General features: G+C 75.6%; 13 protein-coding genes. 6 read left to right on the top strand and 7 right to left on the bottom strand.

Annotated features, from left to right (window positions below; translation table 11 throughout):
* Positions 1 to 89: 89 nt before the first annotated feature.
* The 5 genes from OG286_RS10515 to OG286_RS10495 all read right to left on the bottom strand — a co-directional run bounded on the left by OG286_RS10515 (position 90) and on the right by OG286_RS10495 (position 4,672).
* On the bottom strand, positions 90 to 1,268 hold the full coding sequence (locus OG286_RS10515; RefSeq protein ID WP_396319670.1) for an FHA domain-containing protein: 1,179 nt from the start codon (positions 1,266 to 1,268) through the stop codon (positions 90 to 92).
* Between the two features lie 308 nt (positions 1,269 to 1,576).
* Complete coding sequence (locus OG286_RS10510) at positions 1,577 to 2,482, bottom strand: arginase family protein (RefSeq protein WP_405365114.1); 906 nt, start codon at positions 2,480 to 2,482, stop codon at positions 1,577 to 1,579.
* A 110-nt stretch (positions 2,483 to 2,592) separates the two neighbouring features.
* Positions 2,593 to 3,066 (bottom strand): SsgA family sporulation/cell division regulator, encoded by a 474-nt coding sequence (locus OG286_RS10505; protein WP_405365112.1) that lies wholly within the window; start codon positions 3,064 to 3,066, stop codon positions 2,593 to 2,595.
* Positions 3,063 to 3,293 (bottom strand): hypothetical protein, encoded by a 231-nt coding sequence (locus OG286_RS10500; protein ID WP_405365110.1) that lies wholly within the window; start codon positions 3,291 to 3,293, stop codon positions 3,063 to 3,065. The genes OG286_RS10505 and OG286_RS10500 overlap by 4 nt, the downstream gene beginning before the upstream one ends.
* Before the next feature lie 86 nt (positions 3,294 to 3,379).
* Complete coding sequence (locus OG286_RS10495; protein WP_405365108.1) at positions 3,380 to 4,672, bottom strand: chitinase; 1,293 nt, start codon at positions 4,670 to 4,672, stop codon at positions 3,380 to 3,382.
* 260 nt (positions 4,673 to 4,932) lie between these two features.
* Between OG286_RS10495 and OG286_RS10490 the strand changes: the two genes are divergently transcribed.
* Both OG286_RS10490 and OG286_RS10485 read left to right on the top strand, forming a co-directional pair.
* Positions 4,933 to 6,255, top strand: a complete 1,323-nt coding sequence (locus OG286_RS10490; RefSeq protein ID WP_396319675.1) for a sensor histidine kinase — start codon at positions 4,933 to 4,935, stop codon at positions 6,253 to 6,255.
* Positions 6,243 to 6,899 carry a response regulator gene (locus tag OG286_RS10485; protein WP_396319676.1) on the top strand — a complete coding sequence of 219 codons (657 nt, stop codon included), beginning with the start codon at positions 6,243 to 6,245 and terminating at the stop codon, positions 6,897 to 6,899. The genes OG286_RS10490 and OG286_RS10485 overlap by 13 nt, the downstream gene beginning before the upstream one ends.
* Here OG286_RS10485 and OG286_RS10480 read toward each other — a convergent pair.
* A complete protein-coding gene (locus OG286_RS10480; RefSeq protein WP_396319677.1) occupies positions 6,823 to 8,031 on the bottom strand; it encodes a glycosyltransferase family 4 protein in 1,209 nt (402 codons plus the stop codon). The genes OG286_RS10485 and OG286_RS10480 overlap by 77 nt on opposite strands.
* Positions 7,977 to 9,197: a hypothetical protein gene (locus OG286_RS10475; RefSeq protein ID WP_405366047.1), complete on the bottom strand. Its 1,221-nt coding sequence runs from the start codon at positions 9,195 to 9,197 to the stop codon at positions 7,977 to 7,979. The genes OG286_RS10480 and OG286_RS10475 overlap by 55 nt, the downstream gene beginning before the upstream one ends.
* Positions 9,198 to 9,404: 207 nt before the next feature.
* Between OG286_RS10475 and OG286_RS10470 the strand changes: the two genes are divergently transcribed.
* The 4 genes from OG286_RS10470 (at position 9,405) to OG286_RS10455 (ending at position 14,611) form a co-directional block, all read left to right on the top strand.
* Positions 9,405 to 10,346 carry a GNAT family N-acetyltransferase gene (locus OG286_RS10470; protein ID WP_396319678.1) on the top strand — a complete coding sequence of 314 codons (942 nt, stop codon included), beginning with the start codon at positions 9,405 to 9,407 and terminating at the stop codon, positions 10,344 to 10,346.
* Positions 10,339 to 11,127: an aminotransferase class IV gene (locus tag OG286_RS10465; protein WP_396319679.1), complete on the top strand. Its 789-nt coding sequence runs from the start codon at positions 10,339 to 10,341 to the stop codon at positions 11,125 to 11,127. Before OG286_RS10470 ends, OG286_RS10465 begins: the two co-directional genes overlap by 8 nt.
* 134 nt (positions 11,128 to 11,261) lie before the next feature.
* Entirely contained in the window at positions 11,262 to 12,074 is an 813-nt protein-coding gene (locus tag OG286_RS10460; protein WP_396319680.1) for an ABC transporter ATP-binding protein, read from the top strand.
* Entirely contained in the window at positions 12,071 to 14,611 is a 2,541-nt protein-coding gene (locus tag OG286_RS10455) for an ABC transporter permease (RefSeq protein ID WP_396319681.1), read from the top strand. Before OG286_RS10460 ends, OG286_RS10455 begins: the two co-directional genes overlap by 4 nt.
* The last annotated feature ends 28 nt before the right edge of the window (positions 14,612 to 14,639 follow it).

Raw genomic sequence — 14,639 nt, 5'->3', positions numbered from 1 at the left:
CATGAGGCCGCCCACCTGCGTGTGCCGCTGGATGACCCGTGGCGTCGCGCCGGTGTGACGCCGCACGACGCTGGACGACTACTCGACGCTCAGTCTGTTCTGGTCATCTGGTCGTCGTCCGTTGCACGCCTGGGCGGCTTCGCCCGCACGCCCTCGTTGCGTTCCCCCGGCCAGCGCTGGCCACTACGCCGGAGGACGACCCCGGGAACGAGCTCGATCTCGTCATCGGGACCGAACCCTCGGAACAGCCGCTCCCGTAGCACGCCCTCGGAGCGCTCGTCATGATGAGGCAGGGGCTGCCATGGTGTGGGTTCCCGCCCCGGCCTGAGGGTACGGATCCGACTGCGGGCGGTGCTGGTGTCCAGGACCTTGAGCGTGCCCCGACGCGAGACGATGATCAGATGGTTCCGGCTGATCCTTCCCCGGCGGTCGTCGGAGAGATGACGCGCCTCGATCTGCGCGAGGTGGCCGCGCCCGAGGACGGACTCCCGAGTGTCGTCCTCCGTGAGGTTCTCCCAGGCTCGGCAGACGCCGTCGATCATGATCTTGAGCTGCACTCGGGGTCGGCGAGGTCCGAGGTCGTTCAGCAGCGTTCCGTGAGACCGGCAGACCACCTTGCCGGCTCGAATCGCCGGGCTGGGGTTGCAGGGCGTGCGCGGGCAGCGCCAGGACCGTTCAAGGATCTCGGAGCGAGGGCGGCCCCGGAAGTCCAGCAGGTTCCGCGCCTTGAGCTCGTCCCGCTCGCCCTCGTGGGAGATCTCCCGGTCCGCGAACACGCGCATGTCGCGCAGGACCAGCCGGACCGAACCGTCGGCGCCGCGCTTCGGCAGGAGGAAGTGCTCGCGGTCGTTCTGGATCCAGGGGTGTTCTCCCCGGTGCCCCCGGAAGTAGTCGCCGCTGATGACCCTGGTGCCGAACACCTTCGCATGGTCGAGGAGGTTCGGGTCCGCCTTGGCGATCGCGGCGATCAGGCCGCGGTCCCGCCACTCGCGGAGCAGCGCACCTTCGGCGGGGTCGGGAAAGTCGGGGTCGGATCGGCGGTACAGGAGGTTGTCGTCGGCGATCGCGTGAACGGTGACCTCCCTGTCCCCGGTCCAGTCCTGTAACGCCTTGAGGACCAGCCGAAACCGTTCGAGCGAGCTCCGAGTGCCACCTCCGAGCGCCTTCTCGCGCACCACATTGGAGAGGTCGACCAGGTAGTCCGCCCGGGCCGCCTCACCCCGTAGGTGACGCTCCATGCGGCGGAACGCCGCCAGGTCGCTCGTCACACCTCTCCCACACACGTCGCCGGATCCATTGTGATGGGAGAGAGGGTACCGGCAACCGGTGCTGCACGCTCCGCAGTTCGTACAGGACGCCTTCGTCCTGGCAGGACGGGAAGCATGACCGTGAGGGCCGTGCAGATGCTGAAGGGTGGCTGGAGTGGGACGCCGGCTGCCGCTCCGGCTTCGAGGACCCCGAACACCGCTGAGGACGCAAACGGCCTGAGCTGACGAGGGCGCCGACGTCGATGGTCAGCCGACCTCAGGAGGGGCGGCCAGGGTTCGGAGGAGGTACCCGAGGTCCCGGCCGCGGTTCACGGGGCTGCGCGCAGGGCGTGTTGAAGGCTTGCGATGAACCGGTGGAGCACGGCGGGGTGTCCGGCGGCGCGGGAAGGGTTGAGCTCGCCGATCGAGAGTGCCCGGAAGCGCGGGTCCCGGCAGGCGGTGTCCAGCGCCTCGGACACGGCGTCGAGAGTGGGGCCGCTGTTGCGGCCGTCCGTGCTCTCGGCGAGCGGCGCGTCGGTGAAGTCCAGGACGTCGACATCGAGGTGCACGGCCAGGGGACCGGACGGGAGCGTACCGAGGGCCCGTGTCACCTCGGCCGCCGGCGTGGCGGCGAGATCGATGTGCGAGCCCCATCGCAGGCCCAGGCCTCTTGCCTGCTCGCGTTCCCAGGTGGTGGCGGCCTCGGGGTCGATGCCGAGGAGGTGGAGCCGGTCCGGGGTGAGCAGCGGGCGGTGGGCGAAGGCGGCCGCCAGCGGCTCCGCGGCCCCGGGCAGGTCCAGTCCGTGGGCGAGCCCCATCCAGTCGAGGGCGCCCTCGCGGGTGCTCGCGGGTGTGTTGAGATCGAAGTGCCGGTCGATGTAGAGCAGGCCGGCGTCCGGGTCGCCTGCCGTGAGAGCTGCCATCACGCCCAGTGCGACGGTGCAGTTGCCGCCGATGACCAGGACGTCCGCGTCCTCCTCCAGCGCTCGGGCGACGTGGTCGGCGACCGCCTTGACGGCTTGGACCACTGCCGCGAGGTTCTGGGCCCGCGGGTGCTGCGGGTCCGGGGCCCACACGTGCAGCGGCCCGTCCCCGGCGTCCCGTACCCGGCGGCCCGCCGCCCTCAGGCGGTCGATCAGGCCCAGCTGGCGCAACACGCTCGGTGCGGCCTCCTGGCCGGGTGCGTAGCTGCCCGCGCTGGTCGGCGCGCCCACCAGAACGAGATCCCGTCGCATCCACCCATCATCGCCGTCCGCCCGGACGGGCGCGAGCGGGCTGAGCCCGCCCCGAGCACCGCTGACCGCGTCCGACCCGGCAGGCCCCCCGCGACCTCCGGGTCGGGCGGTCAACGGCCCGGGTCGGGCGGCCGGTCGTCCAGGAGCTGGAAGAGCAGGCCGTCGAGGTCGACGTGGAGGCGCTCGGTGCCGGACGGCACCATGCGCTCGGTGGCGGCGAGGAAGGTTCGGACGGCTGCGGCCTCCGCCCGGAGGACGACCGTGCCGTTCTCGCCGCCGAGCGCGATGAAGAGGGTCTGCGGGCTCGCCCCCGTGCCCGGGTAGACGGACACGTCGCCCAGGCCGGCCCAGGCGTCCACGCCGGCGGCCAGCAGGTCGCGGGCGAACATCCAGGTGATCGGTTCGTGGAGGTCGGTGTGGTTGTCCAGGTACACCGCGTACGGCTCGGAGGAGTCGTAGCGCAGGCGGGCGGCGACCGGGACGGTGAGGCCGGGGCAGACGACGGCCCGCAGGACCAGCGGCATGGCGCAGAGCCCGGCGGGCGTGCGCTGGGAGGGGACGCGTGGGGTCTCCGGGCAGGTCACGCCTCCTCCCCGGGGTGCAGGGCGGCGGTGCTGCCGCGGCCGGGGCGCAAGAGCTGCGGGGGTTCGGTCAGGTGGCACCACTCCTGGTCGGGGCGGCCGGGCACCGTCCGTCCGGCGTTGCGCCAGAGCAGGGCGAGGTGGGCGAAGATCGGGGATTCGCGCAGGACCGTTTCATGCAGAAACGTTTCGTCGAGGGCGCTGCCGCTCGCCCGGAAGTCTGAGCTCATACCGGGAACAACGAGCGGAGCCGGCTGCGGCAACACCCCCGTCGCGCGGAAGCGGGCCCGCCTGCGCGCGGCGGGCCCGCCCCGGGTCAGCAGGGACCGTCGTCGGACCAGACGCCCCACTGCCCGCTCGCGGACGGGTTCTCGTTCAGCGTCCACCACTTGGCGTGGTACCTGTGGCCGCTGTACGACACCTTGGCGCCGCCGGTGTACGTGGTGGCGGCACTCCACGCCGGATCGGCGCAGACCCCCGGCGAGGAGCTGGTCGGCGGCGGGCTGGTCGGGGGTGTGGTGGGCGGCGTGGCCCCGGCGAACCGCACGGTGAACTTGGTGAAGTCCCAGTCGTTCTGCACCACGCTGGAGCAGGACCCGGAGAGTCCCGGGTCGACCGTGCCCGGGCACTGGCGGTCCCGGTTGACCGACCAGTACGTGTACCGGGCCAGCTTGTGCGCGAGCGCGAAGTCCAGCACGGTCTGGAAGTCCGCCTGCCGGAAGTACTCGGCGGCGTCGGTGCGTCCGTTCATCAGCGAAACGCCCTCGTGCGCATAGGCGTTGGCCTCGGACCAGCCGAAGGTGGTCTGCAGCAGCCGGTTGAACCTCACCAGCGCGTCGGTCTGCGCCGCCGCCCCGTTGAACCCGCCGTCGAACGGCATGATCGAGTAGTTGTCCGGGGTGAAGCCCTGCGCCTTGGCCTCGTTGAGCATCTGCTGCCCGAACCAGCCGGTGCCGGCGTTGGTCCCGGCCGTGGTGATCGAGACGTACAGCCCCGGGTTGTCCCGCTGGAGGATCCGGGCAGCCCCGATCTCGTTGCGGATCGCGGCCGCGTTCTCGTACTCCGGCTCCTCCAGGTCGAAGTCGACGGCCTTCAGCCCGTACTTGGTGACCACCTTCTGGTACCCGGCGGCCGTGGCCTCCGGCGTCCCGCAGGTCTGGCCCAGCTTGGTGCCGCCGTACCCGCCGACCGAGACCGAGACGTCGCCGCCCTTGGCCCGGATCGCCTGGATCACCGCCGGCATGGTGGTGTCGGTGTCGATCGACGAGGTGCCGCCCCAGGCGGGCGAGCACCCGCCCTTGTCGAGGATGAACGCCAGCTGGAACGCCTTCTGCCCGGTGGCGTCCATCACCGCCGCCGCGTCCGGCGGGCTGTTGTCCTCGGGCATCAGATAGGGCGCCGAGGCGTACCAGTTGCTGCCCAGCCCGGTGCCGGTCTGCGCCGCGTCGGCCGCCGCGACCGCCGGCCCGCTCCCGGCCAGCGCCGCCAGGCCGCCGGCCACCAGGCCGAGCACCCCGGCCACCGCGACCGCGGCCTTCCGGCGCTTCGGCTGCCGGTGCCGATGTCCGGGCTGTCGTCCCGACTGCTGTGGGGGAAGAGCACGTTCCATGGGAGACCTCTCAAGGAAACGGCAGGAGGAGGCCCACCCGCGCCAAATGTGGGGGAGACGCGCCGGGCCCCGGGGAGGCCGACGGCAACGCCGCGTCACCGAGGGCCCTCACTGGTATAGACCTGTCCCGAGGGGCCGTCAACCCCCGGGCAGCACACGGCTCCCGGGCGCACCGGGCAGGCTGCGGGCCGGTGAGAGGCCGGCCGGCCGCGCCCGAGGCGGCGCCGAAGGCCCGTCAGCCGGTCGGCTAGGCTGGCCGGATGGGTGCGAACGGGGCGGACGAGGGGCAGCAGCCCGTCGCCGTCCGGGCGGCCCTCCGTACGCGGCCGCTGCGGTTCCTCCGGTCGCCCGCCCCCCTGCGCTGCTGGGCGCACGTGCTCAGCGGCGCGGTGCTCGGCCTGCTGCTGTTCGTCGTCCTGGCCGTGCTGTTGCTGGCCGGCCTCGCGCTGTCCGTGGCCGGCGTCGGCCTGCTCGTCCTCCTGCTCGTCGCACTGGCGGGCCTGCCGGTCGGGGCCCTGGAGCGCCGACGGCTGCGGCTGGTCGAGCCGCTGCCCGTGCCCGACCCGCACCGCCCGCTGCCCGGGGCCGGCCGCCGGGCCCGGATCCGTACCCGGCTGCGCGAGCGGGCCACCTGGCGCGAGCTCGGCTACGCCACCCTGTTCGCGCTGCCGCTGGCCGCCGCCGACCTCGGCCTCACCGTTCTGCTGGTCTTCTCCGGGACGCTGGTCGCCACGCCGGTCGTGGTCTGGGCGCTGGCCCCGGAGACGGTGATGCTGATCCCCGGACAGGCGATCCCGGGCCCGGTCGAGGCCCTGCCCGCGACCGCCGCCGGGCTGGCCGGCCTGCTGTTCTGCGCCTACGCGGGCACCCTGCTGACCATCGGCCGGGTCCGGCTGGTCCGGTTCCTGCTCGGCCCGCGGGACGAGGACCTCGGCCGGCAGGTCCTCGAACTGACCCGCTCACGGGCCCGCCTCGTCGACGCCTTCGAGGCCGAGCGCCGCCGCATCGAACGCGATCTGCACGACGGCGCCCAGCAGCAGCTCGTCGCGCTCAGCATGACCCTCGGCCTGGCCGCGTACGAGCTGGGCGGGAGCGGTGACGGCGGCGGGGACAACCCGGCCGCCGCGCTGGTCGAGCGGGCGCGCGGCGAGGCCCGGCAGGCGCTGGAGCAACTGCGCGGCCTGGTCCGGGGCATCCACCCGCAGGTGCTCACCGACCACGGGCTGGCCGCCGCCGTCACCGAGGTCGCGCTGCGCCACCCGATCCCGGTCGCGGTCGACATCGACCTGCCGGACCGGCTGCCCGGCCCGGTGGAGACGACGGCGTACTTCACCGTCACCGAGGCGCTCACCAACGCCGCCAAGCACAGCGGGGCCGCCTCGATCACCGTCCACGGCCGGGTCGAGGGCGGCCGGCTGGTGGTCCAGGTGACGGACGACGGCCGTGGCGGGGCCGACCCGGCCGCCGGGGCCGGGCTGCAGGGGCTGGCCGACCGGGTGGCGATCCTGAGAGGAAGGCTGATGGTGACCAGTCCGACCGGCGGGCCGACCAGGCTCCGGGTGGAGGTGCCGTGCTCCGGATAGTCATCGCCGAGGACGCCGTGCTGCTCCGGGCCGGGCTGGTCGAACTGCTCAGCCGCGGCGGGCACCGGGTGGTGGCCGCCGTCGGCGACGCGACCGCGCTGGCCGACGCGGTGGACGCGGACCGGCCGGACGTCGTCATCACCGACGTCCGGATGCCGCCCGCCTTCCACGACGAGGGTCTGCGCGCCGCCCTCGAACTGCGCGACCGGCACCCGGGGCTGCCCGTCCTGGTGCTCTCCCAGTACGTGGCCACCCCGTACGCCACCCGGCTGCTCGGCGCGGCCGGTGCGCAGCCGGCCGGGCTCGGCTACCTGCTCAAGGACCGCGTCGGCGAGGTCGCCGACTTCCTGGACGCGCTCGCGCGGGTGGCCGCCGGGCAGACCGTGATCGACCCGGAGGTGGTCCGGGTGCTGCTGCGCCAGCAGTCGGCGGAGCGGCCGCCCGACCGGCTGACCCCGCGCGAGCGGGAGGTGCTCGGGCTGATGGCGCAGGGGCTGAACAACCAGGCCATCGGCGCACGGCTGAGCATCACGGAGGCCTCGGTGGTCAAGCACTGCGGCAACATCTTCATGAAGCTGGACCTCGACCCGGCCGAGGGCAACCGGCGGGTACTGGCCGTCCTGGCCCACCTGCGCGGGGAGTAGGCCCCCGGCCCGCGTCCGCGCGTTCCGGGTCGAGCAGTCCGGCCAGCCGGCGCGCGGACGCCTCCCAGGACCACTCGTCCTGCACCCAGCGCCGTCCGGCCGCCCCCGTCCGGGCCCGCTCGGCGGCCGGCGCCCGCAGCAGGCTCCCGACCGCCGCGGCGACCGCGGCGGGGCTGCGGCCGTCGACGACCGTGCCGGTGACCCCGTCGAGCACCGCGTCGGGAGCGCCGCCCGAGCGGCCCGCGACCACGGGCAGCCCGGCGGCCGCGGCCTCCAGGAAGACGATCCCGAGCCCCTCGGCCTCCAGCCCGGCCCGCCGGGTGCGGCACGGCATGGCGAAGACGTCCGCCGCCGCGTAGTGGGCGGGCGTCGCGGCGTGCTCGTGGCCGCCGGCGAAGACCACCGATCCCGGCTCGGTGTGCCGCCGGGCCAGCGCGCGCAGCCGCCGCTCGTCCGGGCCCTGCCCGACCAGCACCAGGACGGCGCCGGGCGCGGCCCGCCGGATCAGCGGGAGCGCGCGGATCAGGGTGTCCTGGCCCTTGCGCGGCACCAGCCGGGCGACGCAGAGGACCACCGGCCCGCTGGTGCGCGCCCCGACGTCACCCGGGCGGAACAGCTCGGTGTCGACTCCGGGTACCAGCCGCTCCAACCGGGCCCGCGGCCCGAGCGCCGGGGAGATCCGGGCCCGGGTGTACTCGCCCAGGTAGGTGACCACGTCCACGCCGCCACCGATCCGCCGCAGCAGCCGGCGGGCGCCGGGGGTGCGCGCCCACCAGATCTCGTGGCCGTGCGTGGTGGCGACCGTCCGCCCGATCCCGGGGGCCCGGCGCCGCAGGCCGGGCGCCATCGCGGCGAGCGGGGCGGCCGCACCGAACCAGACCCGGTCGCAGCCGTTCGCGCGGGCGATCTCGGCGGCCCGCCGGGTGACCCGCGGGGTGGGCAGCAGCGTCCGCGCCCGGTCGCGGACCACCGGGAAGGGAAGGGCGGCGTCGTACGCGGCCGCGCCGGGTTCGGCCGAGGTGTAGACGACGACCTCGCCGGCGGGCAGGCGGGTGGCCAGGGCGTGGACGAAGGTCTCTATGCCGCCCTGCCGTGGGGGGAAGTCATTGGTGACGACGAGAGTGGTGGCCATGGGGTCGGTGCAACCTCGGTTCGGGGATCGGTGGAGTACGGGGGAGAGGTCCGGGGGGCGGCGGGCACCCGGGCCCAGACGACGAGCACGAGCGGCAGCGCCAGGTAGCCGAAGCGCCCGGCGGGCGCCAGGAGGAAGGCCAGGCAGAGGCCGAGCGCCAGCCGGTCGGCGGCGCCGGCGGCATCCCGTGGCGGGCGCAGCGCCAGCGAGCCGGCGACGCCCAGACCGGCGAGCAGCAGCAGCGCGACGGAGGCGTACCGGCCGGCCGGGCCGAGGTCCGCGAGCAGCCGCCCGGGCAGCGGGCTGCCGGCCGGCGTGGGCAGCCCGCCGCGCCCGGTGGGGAAGGCGAACACCTGCCGGAGCAGCGGACCGGGCGAGCGCAGTGCCACCGGCAGCACCAGGGCGGCCGTGCCCGCCACGGCGACGGCCGTCGCGCGCAGCGCCGCCCGCCGGCCGGTGGTGGCGGCCAGCAGCGCGGCGGCGACCGCGACCGCCGGCCAGGCCGTCCACTTGAGCGAACAGGCCAGGGCGAGCGCCAGCCCGGCGCGGCCCGGACGGCCCCGGGCGGCGAGGGCGAGGGCCAGACAGCAGAGGCCGGTCATCGGCAGGTCCACCCCGCTGACGCAGAGCGGCAGCGCGACCAGGGGCGAGACGGTCAGCAGGGCGAGCCCGCGCCGGTGCGGACGGCCGGTGGCCCAGAGGCAGCCGAGGAACACCGCGGCACACCAGAGCCGGGCGTCGCCGAGCAGCCGGGCCGGCCACCCGTCCGCCCCGAGCAGGGCGCGCGGCAGGCCCAGCAGCGCCATGGCCGGCAGGTAGGGCGTGTAGTCGGTCACGCTCCGCGGATCGGCCAGGTAGGGCGAGCCGTGTTCCAGGAACAGCGCGGCCGACCGCTCGATCACGGCGACCTCGCTCTGCCCCTGGCCGGTGAGCGCCAGCCCGAGCAGCGGTACGACGACGGCCCCGGCCGTCGCGACGGCCGCGGAGACCGGCCGGGCCTGCCGCCAGGGCAGCACCAGCGTGGCGAAGGCCGCCGCCAGATAGCCGGTCGCCGCAGCCGTTCCCCAGCCGCGGTGCGGCGCGAGCGCGGAGACCAGCGGGAACGCACCCGCCCAGACCGCTGCCGCGAGCCAGCCGGCGCACCACCCGGCTCGTCGGCCGAACAGGCTTGTGGGAAAGGTGAGTTGTCGGGCAGTGGGACCGCTTCGAGCCCGGTGGATCAGCACCTCTCCATTCCAGCGGCCCGGCCCGGCGGGGTCATGACGGCCAGGTCGAGACCCGGGGTCGGGTTTCCCCTACCATCGCTCCTTCGTGCTGACGTTCGGTGCCCTTCGAGTCACGTTCGGTATCTGCGGCCCGATATCGTGGACCACGTGGTGAGGTCCTGGGATGCGGCGGTGGAGCGGGCGCAGGAGCGGCTGGGGTCGACGCCCCGGCTGCGGGCGGTGGAGGAGGGGGAGGGGCGGCGGTTCGCACTCTGGGACTTGGCGTCCCGGGCCGAAGGGGAGCTGGCGGAGCGGGTCGACCCCGGGGTGCTGGGCGCGGACGCGGAACGAGCCCTGCGCGAACGGCTCGGCGAGAGCGGCCGGGAGTGGCCGGACGGCGAGCTCTACCGGCGCCGCTACTGGGTGCTGGACGACGGTGGCGGCGCGCCCGTCGGCACCGTGGCGGTCGACAACTGGACGAAGGGACCGGGCCAGTTGGCCGTCTCCTCCGTCTACCTGCGGCCCTCGGTGCGCGGTCGCGGGCTCGCCGCCGGTGCGCTCGACGAGGTCTACCGGGCGGCCACCGCCGAGGGCCTGCCCGGCTACCGGCTGGAGGCGCACTGGACGTGGCGGCACGCCGTCCGCTACTACCTGCGGCGCGGCCTCTGGGTGGTCTCCTGGAAGCACGCCCTCGGCCTCGCCCGGATGCCCCAACTCCCGCCCTACCGGGTGGCGGAGGAGGACGGCCGGCTGGTCCTGCTGGTCGCCGACGGCGCGCAGGGCTGGGTGCCGCTGCTCGCCGCCGGACGCGAGGGCCGCTGGCTCCGGCTGGACGAGACGGCCGCGTACCGGCAGGCCGACGGCTGGGTCCACCACTTCGCCCGCTCGACCCTCGCCCTCCATCTGGCCCTCGCCGGCCGCCCCCTGGTCCGCGGCCCGCAGTGGTGGGCCGAGGCCTGGCGCTGGGCGGACATCGGCGAACCGGAGGGGCTGGCCTACAGGATCGAGCACTTCGAGCGGCTCGCCCGCACCGCCGGCCGGCCGGTAGCGGCCGGGGGCACGGCGGCCACGAATCCCGGCGCGGGGCTGGGAGACTCGGGGGATGGCTGAGATCGAGATCGACGGCGTGCCGGCCGACGCCGGGCAGGTCGCGGCGCTGGGGTTGCTCAACTACGGGCACTTCACCACCCTGCGCGCCGAGGCCGGCCGGGTGCGCGGTCTGGCGCTCCACCTGGACCGGCTGGAGCGGGACTGCCGGACGGTGTTCGGCGCCGGGCTGGACCGGGACGTGCTGCGGCAGCGGATCCGCGGTGTGCTGCCGCCGGACGGGCGGGCGGTGATCGTCCGGGTCACGGTGTTCGACCCGGCGCTGGGCCTGGAGCGTCCCGGTGCCGCCACCGCGCCCCGGCTGCTGGTGACCACCCGTCCGGCCCCGGCGGCCGCCCCCGCACCGCTGACGGTCCGCACCGCCGTGTACCGGCGCGAGCTGCCCGAGGTGAAGCACGTCGGGCTGTTCGGCCTGGTACGGCAGCGTCGGCTGGCCCAACTCGACGGCTACGACGATGCGTTGCTCGTCGACCAGGAGGGCCGGATCACCGAGGGGGCCACCTGGAACGTCGGCTTCCACGACGGCCGGCGGCTGGTGTGGCCGGAGGGCGAGGCGCTGCCCGGCGTCACCGCCGCCCTGCTCGCCCGCGCCCACCCCGGCCCGCAATGGCGCGAGCCCGTCACCGTCGCCGGCCTGGACCGCTTCGAGGCCGCGTTCGCGCTCAACGCGGGCGTCGGCGTCCGCCCGATCGCGGCGGTCGACGGCACCGCCTTCGACCCGGCCCACCCCGCCGTCGCCGCCCTGCGCGCCGCGTACGAGCGGATCGCGGGCGACGAGGTCTGAGCTGAACGGGCAGCCCAGGGGTGGGGATAACCCCACCCTGCGTCCGCCAGCGGCCTCCATGGTCCGGGCCGTCCGGCCTTCCTAGTCTGGAACACGTCGATGACCAGCGATGATTCCCGAAGGAAGGCCCCACCATGGCACCCCGCCGCGACCGCCGCCCGACCGAGCAGTACGGGCAGACCGAGCAGTACGGGCGCCCCGCCCACGCCGCGATCGAGCTGCGGGCGGTCCGGCGCAGCTACGGGCGCGGCGCCGAGACCGTGCACGCCCTGCGCGGGGTCGACCTGGTGCTGGAGCGCGGCACGTTCACCGCCGTCATGGGGCCGTCCGGCTCCGGGAAGAGCACCTTCCTGCAGTGCGCGGCGGGCCTGGACCGCCCGGACGGCGGCGAGGTCTACCTGGGCGGCGAGGAGATCACCCGGCTGAGCGAGAACCGGCTCACCAAGCTGCGCCGCAGCCGGATCGGCTTCGTCTTCCAGTCCTTCAACCTGCTGCCGTCGCTGACGGTGATGCAGAACGTGCTGCTGCCGCAGCGGCTGGCCGGCGAACGCCAGGACCGGGCCCGGGCCAAGGAGTTGCTGGCCCAGGTCGGCCTCGGCGAGCACGCCGGGCGGCGGCCGGGGCAGCTCTCCGGTGGGCAGCAGCAGCGGGTGGCGATCGCCCGCGCGCTGATCACCGCCCCGGACGTGGTCTTCGCCGACGAACCGACCGGCGCGCTGGACACCCGGACCGCGCACGAGGTGCTCGGCCTGCTGCGACGCGCCGTGGACACCATGGGCGCGACCGTCGTCATGGTGACCCACGACCCGGTGGCCGCCTCCTTCACCGACCGCGCGCTCTTCCTGGCCGACGGCGCGCTCGCGGGCGAGCTGCACCACCCGGACCCGCAGGCCGTGGCCGACCGGATGGTCAGGCTGGCCGCGCGCCCGGTCGGGGTGGCGGCATGAGCAACGGACTCGCGCGCGCCGCGGTGCGCTTCCGGCCCGCCTCCTTCGCGGGCACCTTCATCGCCCTGCTGTTCGGCGCGGCCGTCATCATGGCCTGCGGCACCCTGCTGCAGACCGGCCTCACGGCCAGCGTGGCGCCGGTGCGGTACGCGCAGACACCGGTGGTGGTCGCGGCCGACCCGACCGTCTCGGTCACCCGCAGGGTCGCCGAGAACACCGAGACCCAGAAGCTGAGCGTTCCCGAGCGGGCCCGGGTGGACGCGGCACTGGCCGGGCGGATCGCCGCCCAGCCGGGTGTCGCCGCGGCCCGCCCCGACACCGCCTTCCCGATCCCCGCGGCCGCCGGCCTCCCCGGCCTGACCGGCCACGGCTTCGCCTCCCTCGGCATCGTCGGCCCGGGCGAGAAGCTGGCCGAGGGCCGCGCCCCCGGCGCCGGCGAGGTCGTCCTCGACGCGGACACCGCCAGGGCCGCCCACCTCGCCCCGGGCGCCACCGTGACGCTCACCGCGCCCGGTGGCAGCGGCACGTACCGGATCTCCGGCCTCGCGGCCTCGCCGGGCGGCAGCGCACAGCAGGCGTGGTTCGCCGACTCCGTCGCCGACCGCCTCTCCGGACACCCCGGCACGGTCGACGCGATCGCCGTCCGGCCGCGCGACGGCGTGGACGCCAGGATGCTCGCCGCGCAGGTCCGCCAGGCCGTCGGCGGCGAGGCCAAGGTGCTCACCGGTGACGCCCGCGGCGCCGTCGAGCTGCCCGTGCTCGGCGAGAGCCGGACCATGCTGACCGCCCTCGGCAGCTCCTTCGGCGGCGTCGCCACCATGACCGCGGTCTTCGTCGTGATGAGCACCGTCGCCCTGGCCACCGGCCAGCGTGCCCGCGAGTTCGCGCTGCTCCGCGCGATCGGCGCCACCCCGCGCCAGATCCGCCGCACCATCGCCACCGAGGCGATGCTCGTGGCACCGGTCGCCGGCGCGCTCGGCATCCTGCCCGGACTGGCCCTGGCCCGCTGGTGGTTCGGCGAGATGGTGTCCCGCGGCGCCGTGCCCGGGGCCGTCTCGCTGGACGTCGGCCCGGTGCCGATGCTCGCCGCCGTCGCCACCTGCACGCTGGCCGCCCTGACCGCCGGCTTCTTCGCCGCCCGCCGCCCGGCCCGGCTGCGGCCCGGCCAGGCCCTGGGCGCGGCCGCCGTCGAGCCCGGCCGGCCGGGCAGGGTGCGGACCGTCATCGGAGTGCTCTTCACCGCCGGGGCCGTGGCGCTGGCCGGCGTCGCGGCCGGCCTGGACGGGACCAACGCCGCCAACACCGCGCTCGGCGTGGTGATGTGCTTCCTGGTCGCCGTCGGGCTGCTCGGCCCCTGGGTGGCCCGCGCCGCCGCCGGGGTGCTCGGCGCCCCGCTGCGGGCCGCCGCCGGCGCGCCCGGCTCGCTGGCCGCCGACAACACCCGGGCCAACGCCCGCCGGCTGGCCTCCGCGATCACGCCGATCGTCATGGTCACCGCCTTCTGCGGGACCCTGCTCTTCATGCAGGGCACCATCCGCCACGTCACCGGCGAACAGGTGCGCAGCGGCATCACCGCCGACCACGTGGTCGGCCCCACCGGCCCGGGCCTGCCCGCCGCCACCGCCGACCAGGCGGCCAAGGTGCCCGGCGTGGCCGCCGCCGTCGGCGTGCTGCGCACCGGCGCCGTCTACCGCGACGGCGACATGCTCGCCACCGCCACCGCGCTCGGCGTCAACGGAGACCCGGCGAAGCTGCCCCGCGTCCTCGACCTCGGGGTGAAGAGCGGCGCACTCGGCGACCTCGGCCGCTCGGCCGACACCGTCGCCCTGGACGCGGTGCTCGCCGACGCCCTCGGCGTCAAGGCCGGCGACCGCGCCCCGCTCTGGCTCGGCGACGGCACCAGGGTCGAGCCCACGGTGGTCGCCACCTACGAACGCGGCCTCGGCTTCGGCCAGGTGTTGCTGCCCCGGGCGGCCGTCGCGGCGCACGTCACCGCCGGGTACGACAGCCAGGTGCTGGTCGCGGACGCACCCGGAGCCGACCACGCCGCCGTCGCCGCCGGTCTGGCCGGGCTCGCCGGTACCGGCCCGGCCGCCGTGACCGACCGGGCCGGCTACGCGGCGCAGGTCAACCAGGCCCAGGAGATCAGCGCCTGGGCGAACACCGTGATGGCCGGCGTGCTGGGCGGCTTCGCGGCCGTCACCGCCGCCAACACCCTGGTGATGACGGTGCTGGACCGGCGCCGCGAGGTGGCGCTGCTGCGCCTGGCCGGGACCACCCGGCGGCAGGTCCGCGGCATGATGCGCTGGGAGGCGCTGCTGGTCGCCGCGACCGGCCTGGCGGTCGGCGGGGTGATCGCCTGGATCACGCTGGTCCCGATCACCCGGGGCATCGCCGGCGCCGCCCCGCACATCCCGGCCGGCACCGCCCTGCCGCTGGCCGCCGGGGCAGTGCTGCTCTGCCTCGGTGCGACCGGCCTGCCGGCGCGGGCACTGCTTCGGTCCCGTCCGGTGGCGGCGGGCGGCGGCAAGCAGTAGCGGGCACTCGTGGCGTGCTGGGACCTGG

It is taken from the genome of Kitasatospora sp. NBC_00039 (genome assembly GCF_045160625.1).
GTDB lineage: Bacteria > Actinomycetota > Actinomycetes > Streptomycetales > Streptomycetaceae > Kitasatospora.
This window is presented reverse-complemented; position numbering and strand designations above follow the sequence as displayed.

Excerpts from the sequence above, each read along its gene's own strand:
- OG286_RS10500 (WP_405365110.1), bottom strand. The coding sequence starts at position 3,293 with ATGAGCTCAGACTTCCGGGCGAGCGGCAGCGCCCTCGACGAAACGTTT.
- OG286_RS10465 (WP_396319679.1), top strand. The coding sequence starts at position 10,339 with ATGGCTGAGATCGAGATCGACGGCGTGCCGGCCGACGCCGGGCAGGTC.
- OG286_RS10495 (WP_405365108.1), bottom strand. The coding sequence starts at position 4,672 with ATGGAACGTGCTCTTCCCCCACAGCAGTCGGGACGACAGCCCGGACAT.
- OG286_RS10480 (WP_396319677.1), bottom strand. The coding sequence starts at position 8,031 with ATGGCCACCACTCTCGTCGTCACCAATGACTTCCCCCCACGGCAGGGC.
- OG286_RS10510 (WP_405365114.1), bottom strand. The coding sequence starts at position 2,482 with ATGCGACGGGATCTCGTTCTGGTGGGCGCGCCGACCAGCGCGGGCAGC.
- OG286_RS10490 (WP_396319675.1), top strand. The coding sequence starts at position 4,933 with ATGGGTGCGAACGGGGCGGACGAGGGGCAGCAGCCCGTCGCCGTCCGG.
- OG286_RS10460 (WP_396319680.1), top strand. The coding sequence starts at position 11,262 with ATGGCACCCCGCCGCGACCGCCGCCCGACCGAGCAGTACGGGCAGACC.
- OG286_RS10455 (WP_396319681.1), top strand. The coding sequence starts at position 12,071 with ATGAGCAACGGACTCGCGCGCGCCGCGGTGCGCTTCCGGCCCGCCTCC.